14 protein-coding genes are annotated in these 15,181 nt (G+C 60.5%); 7 read left to right on the top strand and 7 right to left on the bottom strand.

Translation table 11 applies throughout. From position 1 onward, the window contains the following. Positions 1-100: 100 nt before the first annotated feature. Positions 101-1,186 carry a recombinase RecA gene (gene recA / locus FBZ99_RS00550; protein ID WP_069613031.1) on the bottom strand — a complete coding sequence of 362 codons (1,086 nt, stop codon included), beginning with the start codon at positions 1,184-1,186 and terminating at the stop codon, positions 101-103. Between the two features lie 239 nt (positions 1,187-1,425). On the opposite strand from recA, the gene FBZ99_RS00545 reads away from it, so the two are divergent. Next, positions 1,426-2,370 (top strand): carbohydrate kinase family protein, encoded by a 945-nt coding sequence (locus FBZ99_RS00545; protein ID WP_145631013.1) that lies wholly within the window; start codon positions 1,426-1,428, stop codon positions 2,368-2,370. 46 nt (positions 2,371-2,416) lie between these two features. Next, entirely contained in the window at positions 2,417-3,343 is a 927-nt protein-coding gene (locus FBZ99_RS00540) for a pseudouridine-5'-phosphate glycosidase (protein WP_095435030.1), read from the top strand. Between the two features lie 57 nt (positions 3,344-3,400). Here the strand turns inward: FBZ99_RS00540 and trpS are convergent, their stop codons facing one another. Together trpS and cckA are read right to left on the bottom strand one after the other, a co-directional pair. After that, positions 3,401-4,420, bottom strand: a complete 1,020-nt coding sequence (gene trpS / locus FBZ99_RS00535) for a tryptophan--tRNA ligase (protein ID WP_145631012.1) — start codon at positions 4,418-4,420, stop codon at positions 3,401-3,403. Positions 4,421-4,643: 223 nt separating this feature from the next. Further along, positions 4,644-7,262 (bottom strand): cell cycle histidine kinase CckA, encoded by a 2,619-nt coding sequence (cckA, locus tag FBZ99_RS00530; RefSeq protein ID WP_145317198.1) that lies wholly within the window; start codon positions 7,260-7,262, stop codon positions 4,644-4,646. Between the two features lie 391 nt (positions 7,263-7,653). Between cckA and FBZ99_RS00525 the strand changes: the two genes are divergently transcribed. Beyond that, positions 7,654-8,589, top strand: a complete 936-nt coding sequence (locus FBZ99_RS00525; protein ID WP_145631010.1) for a flagellar biosynthetic protein FliO — start codon at positions 7,654-7,656, stop codon at positions 8,587-8,589. 94 nt (positions 8,590-8,683) lie between these two features. Here the strand turns inward: FBZ99_RS00525 and dksA are convergent, their stop codons facing one another. Next, positions 8,684-9,103 carry an RNA polymerase-binding protein DksA gene (gene dksA / locus FBZ99_RS00520; protein WP_004109001.1) on the bottom strand — a complete coding sequence of 140 codons (420 nt, stop codon included), beginning with the start codon at positions 9,101-9,103 and terminating at the stop codon, positions 8,684-8,686. A 281-nt stretch (positions 9,104-9,384) separates the two neighbouring features. Here dksA and FBZ99_RS00515 point away from each other — a divergent pair, with 281 nt between their 5' ends. The 4 genes from FBZ99_RS00515 to FBZ99_RS00500 all read left to right on the top strand — a co-directional run bounded on the left by FBZ99_RS00515 (position 9,385) and on the right by FBZ99_RS00500 (position 13,207). Then, positions 9,385-9,876: a SixA phosphatase family protein gene (locus tag FBZ99_RS00515; protein ID WP_069613203.1), complete on the top strand. Its 492-nt coding sequence runs from the start codon at positions 9,385-9,387 to the stop codon at positions 9,874-9,876. Positions 9,877-9,998: 122 nt separating this feature from the next. Beyond that, the gene (locus FBZ99_RS00510; protein WP_145631009.1) at positions 9,999-11,474 is read left to right on the top strand and encodes a YcjX family protein; all 1,476 of its coding nucleotides are present in this window, start codon (positions 9,999-10,001) and stop codon (positions 11,472-11,474) included. Then, complete coding sequence (locus tag FBZ99_RS00505; protein WP_145631008.1) at positions 11,471-12,550, top strand: YcjF family protein; 1,080 nt, start codon at positions 11,471-11,473, stop codon at positions 12,548-12,550. The genes FBZ99_RS00510 and FBZ99_RS00505 overlap by 4 nt, the downstream gene beginning before the upstream one ends. A gap of 105 nt (positions 12,551-12,655) precedes the next feature. After that, a complete protein-coding gene (locus FBZ99_RS00500; protein WP_145631007.1) occupies positions 12,656-13,207 on the top strand; it encodes a hypothetical protein in 552 nt (183 codons plus the stop codon). A gap of 75 nt (positions 13,208-13,282) precedes the next feature. Here the strand turns inward: FBZ99_RS00500 and folK are convergent, their stop codons facing one another. From folK to folP, 3 genes are all read right to left on the bottom strand, one after another. Beyond that, positions 13,283-13,810: a 2-amino-4-hydroxy-6-hydroxymethyldihydropteridine diphosphokinase gene (gene folK, locus FBZ99_RS00495; RefSeq protein ID WP_442966420.1), complete on the bottom strand. Its 528-nt coding sequence runs from the start codon at positions 13,808-13,810 to the stop codon at positions 13,283-13,285. After that, a complete protein-coding gene (gene folB, locus FBZ99_RS00490; protein ID WP_069613040.1) occupies positions 13,794-14,165 on the bottom strand; it encodes a dihydroneopterin aldolase in 372 nt (123 codons plus the stop codon). The genes folK and folB overlap by 17 nt, the downstream gene beginning before the upstream one ends. Before the next feature lie 61 nt (positions 14,166-14,226). Continuing rightward, entirely contained in the window at positions 14,227-15,084 is an 858-nt protein-coding gene (gene folP, locus FBZ99_RS00485; RefSeq protein ID WP_145631006.1) for a dihydropteroate synthase, read from the bottom strand. Positions 15,085-15,181 lie beyond the last annotated feature (97 nt).

The following is a 15,181-nucleotide window of genomic DNA, read 5'->3' as shown; positions in this document are numbered from 1 at the left end:
TCCAGCCGCACGAACAAAACCGGCCGCACATCCCTTGGACAATGCGGCCGGTTCCAATTCTTAATCTCGGTCTCTGGTCGGGAACTGCTCCCGAAAATCCTTATTCGCCGGAGGCGTCGCCATCATCGGCATCGGGACCGCCATTCTGCAGGAAGCGATCGGCGATGAGACCGGCATTCTGGCGGAGCGACAACTCGATTTCACGGGCGAGATCCGGGTTGTCGCGCAGGAAGAGTTTCGCGTTTTCGCGGCCCTGGCCGAGGCGCTGGCTATTATAGGAGAACCAGGCGCCGGACTTTTCGACGATACCGGCCTTGACGCCGAGATCGACCAGTTCGCCGGTCTTGGAAACACCTTCGCCATACATGATGTCGAACTCGACCTGCTTGAAGGGCGGCGCCATCTTGTTCTTGACGACCTTGACTCGGGTCTGGTTGCCGATCACCTCTTCGCGCTCCTTGACGGCACCGATACGGCGAATATCGAGGCGAACCGAGGCGTAGAACTTCAGCGCGTTGCCGCCCGTCGTCGTTTCCGGCGAACCGAACATGACGCCGATCTTCATACGGATCTGGTTGATGAAGATCACCATGCAGTTGGACTTGGAGATCGAAGCCGTGAGCTTGCGCAGCGCCTGGCTCATCAGACGAGCCTGCAGGCCCGGCAGGCTGTCGCCCATCTCGCCTTCGATTTCGGCGCGCGGCGTCAATGCCGCAACGGAGTCGACGACGAGAACGTCGATGGCCCCGGAGCGCACCAGCGTATCGGTGATTTCAAGCGCCTGTTCGCCGGTATCGGGCTGCGAAATCAGAAGGTTTTGCAGGTCGACGCCGAGCTTGCGGGCATAGACCGGATCGAGCGCATGTTCCGCGTCCACAAAGGCGCAAATGCCGCCCTTCTTCTGGGCCTCTGCGATGGTCTGCAGCGCCAGCGTCGTCTTACCCGAGCTTTCCGGCCCATAGATTTCGATGATGCGCCCCTTCGGCAAGCCGCCAATGCCGAGAGCGATATCGAGGCTCAGAGAGCCGGTGGAAACCGTTTCGATTTCGACCGCGTTCTCGTTCGAGCCGAGTTTCATGATCGAGCCCTTGCCGAACGACCGCTCAATTTGAGAAAGTGCCGCTTCAAGTGCCTTGCTTTTATCCACCGATTTGTCCTCTACAAGCCGCAAAGAATTCTGAGACATTCGATCCACCTTTAGGTTATTGAAGCCGCTCTAGCAATGTCGCCGCCGATGAGAATTGTGTACTCGATTTGTTCTCATATCGCAAGGGCACAACAAGCGATTGAAAGAAAAAGGTAAAATGAATTTCGTTCTATTTTTGTTTTCTTCTTTCTTCCCAGGCACTTACATGCCAGAAACGGTGAATTGCGAGATGTTTGCGGCTCGCTCGATTCGCCTTTTCGACTGCTGAGGATAACCCTATGGCGAAAAAGATTCTCGTTCTTGGCGGTGCCCATATCGACCGGCGCGGCCGCATCTTCGGGGAGACGGCGCCCGGCGCCAGCAATCCCGGCGCATGGTTCGAGGAGCCCGGCGGCGGCGGCTTCAATGCGGCGCGAAATCTTGCCCGCCTCGGCTTCGACGTAAAGCTGATCTCGCCGCGCGGCGGCGATCCCTCCGGTGAAATGGTGGCGGAAGCCGCAAGCCATGCCGGCATCGACGACAAGCCCTTCGTTTTCCTCGATCGCAAGACGCCGAGCTATACGGCGATCCTTGAGAATGATGGCAATCTCGTCATCGCGCTTGCCGACATGGAGCTCTACAAGCTCTTCGTGCCAAGACGCCTGGCGATTCGCGCCGTTCGAGACGCCTTCGAAGAAACCGACCTCATTCTCTGCGATGCCAATCTGCCTGAGGAAACCTTAGGCGCAATTGCGGCAAGGGCCGTCTTTTGCGGCAAGCCGGTCGCTGCTATCGCCATCTCGCCGGCCAAAGTCGTGCGGCTGAAACCGAGCCTTGCCGGCATCGATCACCTGTTCCTCAACGAGGCCGAAGCCGCGGCGCTGACCGAAATCCGTCCGGAGGATCCGCGCGAATGGGTAAATGCTTTGCGTGCGCTCGGCCTGCGCAATGGCGTGGTCACCCGCGGGAAACGCCCCCTGATCGCATTCTCGCGTGATGCCATCGTCAGCCTGCAGCCGCCCATTGTCGAGGATGTTGCCGATGTCACCGGAGCGGGAGATTCGCTGGCGTCAGGCGTTCTTTCGGCATTGCTGGCCGGCCACGATCTCGCAGAAGCCGTCCGTCATGGGGCAGCGGCGGCGGCAATCACCGTCCAGTCCCCCTATGCGACGGCAGAAAATCTCTCTCCAGAGCTGCTAAAGGCAGCTTTGGCCCTTGTTCCCGAGGCCGAAATTCTGTCATGAAGCCTGCTCAAGACGCGTATACTGTTTCAGTGAATTGGAAACGACAATGACCCAGCCTATCTCGCCCCTGCTTCCGATCTCCTATTCGAAGGAAGTCGCTGCCGCCAAGCTGCGCGGTGCACCGATCGTCGCCCTGGAATCGACGATCATCACCCACGGCATGCCCTATCCGGGCAATATCGAGATGGCCCGCAGCGTTGAGGCGATCATCCGGCAGGAAGGCGCTGTTCCGGCGACTATCGCCGTCATTCACGGTACGCTGCATATCGGTCTTGAGCCGGAAGAGCTGGAAGCATTGGCGAAGACGGAAGGTGCGATGAAGGTTTCGCGCGCCGACATCGCCTTTGCGATCGCTGAGCGCCGCACCGGCGCGACCACTGTTGCCGCCACGATGATCGCCGCCGCCCGCGCCGGCATCAAGGTTTTCGCCACCGGCGGTATCGGCGGCGTGCATCGCGGTGCGGAAGAGAGCTTCGATATTTCGGCCGATCTTGAAGAGCTTTCCCGCACCGGCGTCATCGTCGTTTGCGCCGGCGCCAAGGCGATCCTCGATATTCCGAAAACGCTCGAAGTGCTGGAAACCCGCGGTGTTCCGGTCGTCACCTACGACAGCACGGAATTTCCGGCCTTCTGGTCGCGCTCGTCTGGCCTGACGAGCCCGCTGACGCTGAATAGCCCTGCTGCGATCGCCAACTTCCAGACGACACGCGAACAGCTCGGTATCGATGGCGGCATGCTGATCGCCAATCCGGTTCCGGAAGCCGACGAGATCCCGCGTGAGGAGATGGAAATCTACATCGAGCGCGCCCTCGACAGCGCGGAACGGGATGAGATCAGCGGCAAGGCGGTTACGCCCTATCTGCTGAGCACGATCTTCGACATTACCGAAGGCCGCAGCCTCAAGACCAACATCGCGCTTGTCGAAAACAATGCGCGCCTGGCCGCCGAGATCGCCGTCGCGCTCGCAGAATAATCAGACAGCAGCTACGAGAGCGGCCGGGCGCGTCAGAAGATCGCCCGGCCCTTTGTTTCAGGTAAGCGTGAACAGGCCCAAGGCGTCGCGCAATTCGGCAAGCGTCGCCTCCGTCCTCTCCCTCGCCTTTCGCGTTCCCTCGCGCACTATATCAAGGACATAGCCCGGCTCGGCGGCGAAACGCGCGCGCCGTTCGCGGATCGGCGCGAGCAGCGCTTGCAGGACACCCTCAAGATGTCTCTTCAAGGTGATGTCGCCAAGCCCGCCGCGGCGATAATGCACCTTCAGCTCTTCGACCAGTTGCCGATCCTCGCAGAAGGCATCGAGATAGGTGAAGACGACATTTCCTTCGATCTTGCCGGGATCGCTGACACGCAGGTGATCCGGATCGGTGTACATGCGTCGCACCGCATCGCTTATTTCATCCGGCGATGCCGAGAGCGGGATCGCATTGCCCTGCGATTTGCTCATCTTCGCCCTGCCGTCGACACCCGGAAGGCGCCCGACTTTTGGCACCATGGCTGCAGCCTCGACGAGAATGTCTCGCCCGATCTGCCGATTGAGACGGCGAACGATCTCGTTTGTCTGCTCGATCAATGGCGCCTGATCTTCGCCGACGGGAACGACCGTCGACTTGAAGGCCGTGATATCGGCGGCTTGGGCGACCGGATAGCAGAGAAAGCCGGCCGGGACATCGCGTTCGAAACCGCGCAGCTGGATCTCCGTCTTGATCGTCGGATTTCTCTCCAGGCGGCTGACCGTGACGAAATTCAGATAGAGCAGTGTCAGCTCCGCCAGCGCCGGCAAGGCGGATTGCACGCAGATCGTCGTCAGCGCCGGATCGATGCCGACGGCAAGATAATCGGTTGCGACCTCGAGAACGTTGCGCCGGACCTTTTCGGGATCATGGGCATTGTCTGTCAACGCCTGCGTATCCGCCAGCAGCAGGAATTGCTCGTGGCTTTGCTGAAGCGCAACGCGGCTGTTCAGCGACCCGACATAATGGCCGAGATGGAGTGGACCTGTTGTTCGGTCGCCTGTCAGAATGACGGGACGGGTATTGATAAGAGATTGCATTTCGTTGCTCCGCAAAAGGAGCCGCCGCAATCGGGAAGGAAAAACGGAATGGACCATGCCTGCCGGATCACGGCGGCAGGGTCGATTTCAAGACATGACGACTGCCGCTCCTAGAAGGAGCGCCACCACATTTGGCAAATGGGCTTGGCAAGGTCGATCATGGGCGGTTGATTACACCGTTGCACCGCAATCGGCAACATAGAGAGGCGCGAACGCCCCTCAGTTAGTTCTTGTCCAGCGTCTCGCGCACGACGACGGCAAGCTGCTTCAGCGAGAACGGCTTCGGCAGGAAGCCGAATTGCGCATCCGCTGGCAGATTGCGGGCAAAGGCATCCTCGGCGTAGCCCGAAACGAAGATGAATTTCAGGTCCGGATACTTCTTGCGCAGTTCGCGCAGGAGCGACGGCCCGTCCATCTCGGGCATGACGACATCGGAGACAACGACATCGACCTGACCGTCGAGCTCGTCCATGATATCCAGCGCCTCGACGCCGGACCCGGCCTCGTGGACGGTATAGCCGCGCGTCTCGAGCATACGCTTGCCGCCGCGACGCACCGCCTCCTCGTCCTCGACAAGCAGAACGACTGCGGACTTGCCGGTGAGATCGGCCGGCTCTTCTGCAGAGGTGGCTATACCGACACTCTGGTCCATGGCCGCGACATCGCGGCTTTCCGACACTTTCGTCTCGGTCACCGCGGGCATTTCGACGATGTGCCGCGGCAGGAAGATGCGGAAGGTCGTTCCCTTGCCCACTTCCGATTCCGGCTGGATATAGCCGCCGGACTGCTTGATGATGCCATAGACCATCGCAAGGCCGAGGCCGGTGCCCTTCCCGACTTCCTTGGTCGTGAAGAAGGGCTCGAAGATCTTGTCCATGATTTCGGGCGCGATGCCGGTGCCGGTATCGCTGACCTCGACGAGCACCATGTCCTCATGCGGAAGATAGGGATAGTTGAAGGCGCTGACATCGGCCGCAAGCAGATTACGGGTGCGCAGCGTCAGCGTGCCGCCGCCCGGCATGGCATCGCGGGCATTGACGCAGAGGTTGATCAGCACCTGCTCGAACTGCGACAGGTCGGTTTTGACGGGCCAGAGATCGCGGCCGTAATCCACGTCGAGCTTGACATGCGTACCCGACAGCAGCCGGTCCACCAGCATGCGGAGATCGCCGATCACATCGGTCAGATTGAGAACCGTTGGCCGCATCGTCTGCTTGCGCGAGAAGGCGAGCAGCTGCCGAACCAGCACGGCCGCGCGATTGGCATTGCGCTTGATTTCCATCAGATCCGCAAAGCTGGCATCGGAGGGTCGCGCCTGAAGCAGCAGATGGTCTGATGAAAGCAGGATCGCCGTTAGAACGTTGTTGAAGTCATGCGCGATGCCGCCTGCAAGCGTGCCGACGGCATTGAGCTTTTGCGTCTGCGCCATCTGTGTTTCGAGCGCCTTCTGCTCGGTCACCTCGACCGCATAGACGATGGCAGCCTCTTCGGGCGCCTCGTCGGTCTGGTCGATGACGGCATTCACGTAGAAGCGGAAATGCCGCGTCTCGTCTTTCGGATTGCGGGAGTCGATCGGCGGAATATCGCCCTGCCGGTCTTTGGCGGCCGCCAGCGCCTGCTGCAGCTGCGGCCGATCACTTTCGTTGACGACGCTCTCAAGGGCGGCACCGCGCTCGATATCATCGCGCGAGACCAGATCCGAGAAGAGCTTCAGGAAAGGCGCATTCGTTCGCAGAATGCGGCCGTTGCCATCGACGGACGCGATCGCCATCGGCGTATTGTTGAAGAAGCGGCTGAAGCGCATCGCGGCGGCGGAGGCCGATTGCTCGGTATCCCCACCGTTCTGGCGAGTCAGGACGATGGTGCGGCTCTCACCGGGCGCGCCGTCGCGCATCGACGTGACACTGTGGACGATCTGTACGGGCAGGCTCTGGCCATTAGACCGGCGCAGATCGAGATCGAGCGTCACCGTCTTCTTGAGACCCGGTTCCGCCTGCACCGATTGGATCAGCGCCAGCCCCTCGCCGGCGACGAGATCGCCTATGGTCATCGAGCCCGGTACGAACTTGGTCAGATCGAAGCCCAGCCATTCGGCGAGCGTTGCATTGAGATAGAAGATTTCACCCTTGCGTCCGGCGGAGAAAAAGCCGGCCGGCGCGTGATCGAGATAGTCGATCGCGTTCTGCAATTCCTTGAAGAAACGTTCCTGGTCGTCACGCTCGGAGGTGATGTCGGTGACCTGCCAGATATGCAGTACCTTGCTGCTGCCCTGCTCCGGCGGCAGCACCCGCGCTTTCAGCCGGTACCAATGTGCACTATTGCCGCTTCCGTCAACCGGGCCGAGCGGCTTCAGCAGGCGAAACTCTTCCGATCCCTCATTGCCATCGCGCAGGCCATTAGCAAGACGATAGAGAGCCTCGTTGGATTCGCGATTTCGCGACAGCAGCATTTCCAGCGACTGCACTTCCGTCGCCTTCGTCGCACCGGTCAGGCGGCCGTAGGCGGCATTCGCGTAGACGATGCGGCCCTTCTCGTCGGTGATCAGTGTCCCGTCGGGATGGCTATTGAGGAAGGACCGCGCCAAACTGTCGGACTGCGGCTGCGGCATGACCTCGACGAAACCGATGATCGAGGAGACCAGGAAGAAGATGCCGACCATGGCAAGAATGCCGAGACCGCCGAGAACCGCTTCATTGTCGAGCTGGTTCTTGAAGACGACAAAGGCCGCCGCGGCGGCCACGAGAACGAGCGCGAGCAGGATGATGCGCAGCACGGTTCCAGAACGAACTCCGCGATCCACCAGCGGCACGCTATACTCGTCGGACGGACGCTGCTTCGTCATAAACCCCTCGTACCGGCCGTTCTCCTCGCGACATGTCATACACCTTGGGGTCGCCGGAGCCGGACCTTTCGAATCTTCTTTATCAATTTGCGTCATCCGCAAAAAGCTTTGCCGGACCAGAAAGACTTGAATTCACAAGCAATAGAATACAACAGCCTGCAATCGCATCTTGTCTCCGGCGCAATCCTGTTCATATGATCGCGATATAGAAGGGTCACGGTCAAAGCATTACCCGCAACAGTTGCGCCTACTGCATAATTCCTTAAATAGGATTCGATTTAAGGGTAAAATTATGCAGTGGATTTAAAGTACTACAGCGACCTTTGCGCGTCACATCTGGCGCGCTGCGCTGTAAACCGCGACATCGGGGACAATTACGGAGTATCTCGATATGTTGGACGATATCGCCGGAGCCTATGGCAGCCGCTTCTTTCTCGCAGCCGGTGGAGTTGGCATTGCCCTGCTCGTACTCATTGGCATTCTGTGGATCATGCGCAACCGAGCGCCTTCTCCCTTCGTGCGCGGCGGCAAGAACCGTCAGCCTCGCCTGCAGGTGCTGGATGCCGCCGCCGTCGATGCCCGCCGCCGTCTCGTGCTCGTGCGACGCGATGGGATCGAACATCTGATCATGATCGGCGGCCCAACGGACATCGTCATCGAATCGGGCATTTCCGATGCCACCCGGGCTGGAACCGCCGCGACGCCGGTCGAGATTCCCATGGCATTTGAAGAGAGGCAGTCGCAGCTGCAGAAGGCGACTGCGGTGGAAGCTCCTCCCGCAGCGCTTCCGCAGCGCCAGCAATCCGCCGAAGACAAGATCGAAGCCTATTTGCGCAACGAACCCCGCCTTGCGCCTGCAACGGAACCCGCTTCAGTGCCGCAGGTTGCCGAGCACCCACAAGCCGCCCCTGTCAAGCCGCCGCAACCCGCCCAACAACCCGCTCCGGCAATCAGCGAGGCTGAGGCAGCCGACATACTGGATGCCGCTCGCCACGTTGTCCTGCCGCAGCAGCAGCCTGCTCCCGCGCGCCAGGCGGCAGTCGAACCCACCGTCGCATCGGCGCCGACGCCTGCTGCCGAGCCCGGCAACGATTTCCAGCGCATCCTCGAAGCGGAAATGTCGAAGAACTTGACCGCCGAACGGATCATTCCGAACGCGCCGGCACCACGGCAGGTGCAGCAGCAGCCAAATGCCGCGCCATCCCCCGTCTCAAGCCCCGCAAAACGCGTCGAACCCGAACTTGCACCGCTGACCGGAGCCGACAGCGCCCTTCAGAAAGAAGTCGCTCGCATCTTCGGGGAAATGAGCGTCAGCCGCGACAAATAGGCCGCGTCCTCTCAACCGCCGGGATGGAAAAAGGCACGACGGATATCCCCGTCGTGCCTTTGTTCCATAAGCCCGGTCGAAACCGAAGCGTCATTCACTCGTCGCGATAAACCTTTTCGCGGCGCTCGTGGCGTTCCTGTGCTTCGATCGACAAGGTGGCAATGGGACGAGCGTCCAGACGCTTCAAGCCGATCGGCTCGCCGGTTTCTTCGCAATAGCCGTAAGTACCATCTTCGATACGCTGCAAGGCGGCATCGATCTTGGAAATGAGTTTGCGCTGGCGGTCGCGAGCCCGAAGTTCGATGGCCCTGTCGGTTTCCGAGGAAGCCCGATCAGCAAGATCGGGATGATTTGCGCTTTCTTCTGCAAGATGATCCAGGGTTTCGCGCGCTTCTCTGAGGATGTCGTTTTTCCATGCTATCAGCTTCGCTCGAAAATAAGCTCGCTGGTTCAGATTCATGAACTCCTCGTCTTCCGAGGGCACATAGTTGCTAAGATCGATCTTCTCACTCAACGCGATTCTCCTGAAGAACATCTCATATGGCTGGGGTGTATATCCCAACCAATAGTACCGATTCAAGCCAAATAGATGCTGTCAACTGATTTTTAAATTTGTCATAAAATTCGGCTAAGGGTCTATTTTTTCATCACTTCTTCTCGCCAGCCCCGATTCTCCGCGCTCGTAACCTTCCCGTGAAGACGAGGCATTTCGCCCTCTCGCGGATCGCCTCGCAGTTGACGGCGCATGCGAACAGACGCTACCTCATTGGGGAAATCGAGCCCCGGAATTTCGCCATGACCAGAATTTCGCCGCCGCCGTCCAGGATCTATCTTCTACGCCATGCCGAGGCCCGGCAGGCTACGCCCGGACAGAAGGATTTCGATCGCCCCTTGAGCGACAATGGCTATGCGGCGGCCGAGATCGTCGCGGAGAAAGCGGTCGGCAAAGGCTATAAGCCGGACCTCGTCATTTCCTCCACCGCCCTGCGCTGTCGCCAGACGGCCGCAGCCATGCGCCGCGCCGTCACGCCCTCAACGGAATTCCGCTTTGTCGATGCGCTCTATAACGGCACGCCGGATATTTATCTGTCGCTCATTTCGGCGCAGACCGACCAGGAATCCGTCATGCTGGTCGCGCACAATCCGATCATCGAGCTGACGCTCGCCGCGCTGATCGGACATGAGGCCTTCGCCGATGCCCTCCCACGTGGTTTTCCGACAGCCGGCCTTGCTGTAATCGATGCGACATCGTCAGGCTGGACTCTGACGGATTTTGTCACCGAGTAGGGACTTACCAATATGAGCCGCAATCCCGCTCGCGAGTGATTGCAGGGCCATATCTGCTCACCTTTTCGGCGCGAGTTTCGATCCCTATATTCACGGCCACGCTGTCATCCAGGGATCCCGCCTTGCCCCCAAGCCTGACCTCTTTTACCGACGACGCCCTCATTGCCTTTGACAATCTGGCCGATCGCGCCGCCGGCCTCGTCAATCCGACGATCCGTCTGGGTGTTACAGGCCTCTCCCGTTCGGGCAAGACCGTTTTCATCTCCTCATTGGTGCATAATCTCCTGAATGGCGGACGTCTGCCGCTGTTCGAGCCGGTGCAATCCGGTCGCGTCTCCGCCGTCCGCCTCGAGCCGCAGCCGGACGATGCCGTGCCGCGCTTTCAATACGAGGACCACATCCGTGCCCTGGTCAAAGACCGCATCTGGCCGGATTCGACGCGTGCCATCTCCGAGCTGCGTATCACGCTGGATTATCAAAGCGCCAGCGGCTGGAACCGCCTGTTCTCCCCCGGTCGCCTCTCCATCGATATCGTCGACTATCCCGGCGAATGGTTGCTCGACCTGCCGCTGCTCGCCAAGGATTTCCGTACCTTCAGCGAGGAAACGCTGGCTCTGGCAAACACCGGCATTCGCGCCGAGCTTTCACGTCATTGGCTTGCCCTGACGGAGGCGGCAGACATCGCAGCATCGGCGGATGAAATGAAAGCACGCGACCTCGCCACCGCCTTTGCGGACTATCTCAAAGCCTGCAAATCCGATGAGCGCTCACTCTCGACATTGCCGCCCGGCCGTTTCCTGCTGCCTGGCGATCTTGACGGCTCGCCGGCCCTCACCTTCGCGCCGCTGAAACTGCCCCCCGAAGGTAGCGCGCCGAAGGGCTCACTCTGGGCGATGATGGAACGCCGCTACGAGGCTTATAAGTCCGTTGTCGTCAAACCCTTCTTTCGCGAACATTTCGCACGCCTCGACCGGCAGATCGTCCTTGTCGATGCCCTGCAGGCCATCAATCGCGGCCCGGAAGCCGTGCAGGATCTGGAACGGGCGCTGACGGACGTACTGGCCTGCTTCCGACCCGGCACGAATTCGCTCATTTCCTCGCTGCTCGGCCGTCGGATTGACCGTGTGCTAGTGGCCGCGACCAAAGCCGACCACCTCCATCATGAAAGCCACGACCGTCTGGAGGCTCTCACCCGCCGGCTCGTCGAGCGGGCGATCGACCGCATCGGCATGGCGGGTGCCGGCATAGAGGTCATGGCCATAGCCTCGGTGCGCGCAACCCGCGAGGCAACCGTGACCCGCGACGGCCAGACGCTTCCCGTCATCGTCGGCACGCCGATGGACAAGGAAACTATCGCTGGCGAGGCTTTCGACGGCAATCGCAAGACGGCGATCTTCCCTGGCGATCTGCCGGAAAATCCGCGCTGGCTGTTCCAAGCCCTTGAATCGGATGGGGCGAAGGTCCATCTGCCCGAGGTGAACGTTGTCCGGTTTCGCCCGCCGGAGCTCGATGAAACCGGTGAAGGCATCAAGCTTTCGGTGCCGCATATCCGCCTCGACCGCGCCATGCAGTTCCTGTTCGGAGACCGTCTCGCATGACGAAATCGACCGAAAACGAGCCGAACGGCAATCGTCGTCCCGGCGCTTTCACGGTGGAACCTGAAACCTCCAGAACAGAAGCGACACCACCAGCGGTTCGCAAGCCGCAAAGCTTCGATACCGACATCGTGCTGACGCCCGACGCGGAAGATCCGTTCATCAATCCGGCCCTCGGCGCCGATTCGGATGCGACTGCCATCGCCAAGCCCCGCCGCAAGGGATTCTCCTTCGGCAAGGTGGCACTCGGTGCGCTCGGCATTCTGGTGTCACTCGCCTTCGGGCTCTGGACGGATCAGCTCATCCGCGACCTGTTCAGCCGGGCCGACTGGCTCGGCTATACCGCCCTTGCGGTCGTCGCCATCGGCATTCTGGCCGTGTTCGCCATCGTCATCCGCGAAACTATCGGAGTGATGCGGCTCGCCGCCGTGCAGACCATCAAGGCGGAGGCGGAAGCTGCCATCGTCGAAACCCGACCGGCGCGCGCCAAAGCATTGGTCAAGCGACTCTGCACTCTACTCGAAGCCAATCCAGACACGGCGAGAGGCCGCGCGACCCTGAAGGCGGCAGAAGACGACATCATCGATGCGCCTCAGCTCATTGATCTTGCCGAACGCGAGCTGCTCGGCCCACTCGACCGCCGCGCCCGGGCGCTGATTCTCGGCGCGTCGAAACGCGTGTCGGTGGTAACAGCCGTCAGCCCGCGTGCCCTCGTCGATATTCTCTACGTTCTCTATGAAGCGGCCAAACTGGTCCGCGCCATGGCCGAACTCTACGGCGGCAGACCCGGAACGCTCGGCATGGTCAGGCTGATGCGCGATGTGATTGCCCACCTCGCCGTCACCGGCTCCATCGCTGTCGGCGACAGCATTGTCCAGCAACTGATCGGTCATGGCTTGGCGTCGAAACTCTCCGCACGCCTCGGCGAGGGCGTCGTCAATGGCATGATGACCGCGAGAATCGGCATCGCCGCCATGGACCTTTGCCGACCGCTTCCCTTCAAGGCGCTCAAACGTCCGGGCATTACCGATTTCGCCGGCGACCTCACGCCGAATGTCACCGGCCGCAACCCGGCGTGATGACCTGCAAATTAGGGACTTCAGCACCTTCGGAAACCAAGCATTAACCATTCTCGGGCAAAAGTGACAACCAGTTTCACGGTTTCGCCTCGCTAGGGAATGTCCATGTTTTCGCGTCGATTTCTTCTTGTAAGCAGCCTTGCCGCCGCAGCCATCTCCACCGGCGTCTGGACGCAATCAGCCGAAGCGGCTCCCCGCGACAAGGCGTTCTTCCAGTCGATCTCGGGCACATGGAGCGGCCCCGGCGAGATCGTTGCCGGCAAGTACAAAGGCACGAAGTTCACCTGCAATCTCACGGGCAAGCCATCCGATGGCAGCAGCGCCGGCGTCAAGCTCGACGGCACCTGCCGCGTCGGCGTCTTCCAGCAGCCGATGTCGGCCGAGATCACGCAGAGCGGCGGCTCCTATAGCGGAAAATTCCTGGATGGTGCGGCCGGCAAGGGCCTCGATGTCACCTCCGGCACAGTCAACGACAATACCGTCGTTCTCGGACTGAACCGTCAGAAGCTGAACGGTGCCATGATCGCCCGCGTTCCGGACAGCAAGTCGATGAACGTCACCATTTCGGTGAAGGTCGGCGAACAGATGGTGCCAGTCATCGGCGTCACGCTGAAGCGCGCCGACGTCGACCAGATCGCGGTTGGATCGATCCAGTAAGCGTCCGACAACAACTCACAAAGAGAAAGGCCGGCAATTTTGCCGGCCTTTCTCTTTATAGTCATATGGTCCAGCTCAGGCCGTTCGCCACCAGTCACGGTTTTCGTCCGCGACCTCGATACCTTCGACATCAACATCCCGCAGCCAATCGGCGATTGCCCTCCCATTGACCACAAGATCCGCGGCGAAATCGGCAAGCGGCATCAGCACGAAACCGCGCTCGACCATTCGCGGATGCGGAATGGTGAGCAGCGGCTCGACCTGTTCCAGATCTCCATAGGTCAGCACATCGATATCGATCGTTCGCGGCCCCCAGCGCTCGATCCGCACCCGCTTCATCTGCCGCTCTATGTCGAGGCACACGTCCAGCAAGGCTTCCGGCGTGAGGGTCGTATCGACCGCAGCACAGGAATTGTAGAAGAAGGATTGGTCCGTCTTGCCCCAGGGCGGCGTACGATAAAGCCGCGACACCGAAATCACCTGACAATCGGCACGCGCATCCAGGATGCGCAAGGCGAGCGCCATGGCGCGGACCGGGTTGTCCAGATTGCCACCCAAACCGAGCGTCGTCCGCACGGCTACACCTTCAGGCAAAATGCTCAATGCTCACCTGCACATAATCGAGAACGCCCGGAACCGGGGCATTGGGCTTGCGTACCGTGATTTTGGCGCGGCGGATACCCGGAAAACGACGGCATAGTTCCTTCGCCACATCGAGCGCCAGCGCCTCGATCAGATAGCGTCGGCGCCCGGTCACGATTTCCTCGATGACGCTGAATGCGATGCCGTAATTGACAGTGTCATCGATCGAATCACGCTCCAGCGCATCGCCGGCTTCGACATCGAGTTCGGCATCGACGAAGAAGCGCTGGCCAAGGAATTCCTCCTCATCATGGACGCCGTGCCGGGCAAAGAAGGCGCAATTCTGCAAAGTAATGGTGTATGTCACAGCGCTCATGGCGTCTCTCCGTTTCGAACAGGCGCGATCGGGTCCGAAAACCGCTCCCTGCATTCGAGCATTATGCTTTAAGTCTCGCGCGCGTCCTGAGAATAGCATCCGCAACCGCCAGCGCGTCCCTGTTGATTGCGACATTGTGCACGCGGAATATCGCAGCCCCCTGCAACCGCAGGATCGCGCTGGTTGCGGCAGTGCCGACGTCCCGATCGGCTGCGTCGCGACCCGTTATAGTGCCGACGAACCGCTTGCGCGAGGTGCCGACCAACAGGGGCAGCTCGAAGCGCAGCAGAGCATTGAAACGCGTCATCAGCTCGAGATTTTCCTCGGCATCCTCCTTGGCGAAGCCAAAGCCCGGATCGAGCACGATCGTCTGCCTGTCGACGCCGGCCGCAGCGGCAATCTCCAGCGAGCGATTGAGAAAGAAAAGCTGGTCATCGATCACATCAGGCAGCTTCTGCCGCTCACGCCCCGTATGCATAATGCAGAGACCAGCACCCGTTTGCGCCGCCACGGTAGCAATATCTGGCTCGCGCTGCAGACCGAACACATCGTTGACGATATGCGCGCCGGCGCCGATCGCCAATCGCGCCGTATCGGCGCGATACGTATCGACGGAAATCAGCGCATCGGTCCTGCCGCGCAAGGCTTCGATGACGGGCAGTACCCGCCCCTGCTCCTCGCTGGCATTGACGGCGGCGGCACCCGGTTTGGTCGATTCGCCGCCGATATCGATGATGCCGGCCCCGTCCTCGACACAGGCCAGCGCATGGGCAACGGCCGCATCGACGGCCTCATAATGCCCGCCGTCGGAAAAGGAATCCGGCGTCACATTGACGATAGCCATGATGACGCTTTGTCCGCCGACATCGATACTGCGGCCATGCGCGACATGCCAGGTTTGGCTGCGAAGCTCCGTCACGAACCGTCCATCCCATTGAAAAGGAAAAAACCTCGCGCTTGATATTGCGCTCACAGTGGCTATGCCGCAAGGTTCGCCGAAGTTCAACATGGTAGCG

Origin of the sequence: Rhizobium sp. ERR 1071 (genome assembly GCF_007828675.1) — a bacterium.
Classification (GTDB): Bacteria; Pseudomonadota; Alphaproteobacteria; order Rhizobiales; family Rhizobiaceae; genus Rhizobium; species Rhizobium dioscoreae.
This window is presented reverse-complemented; position numbering and strand designations above follow the sequence as displayed.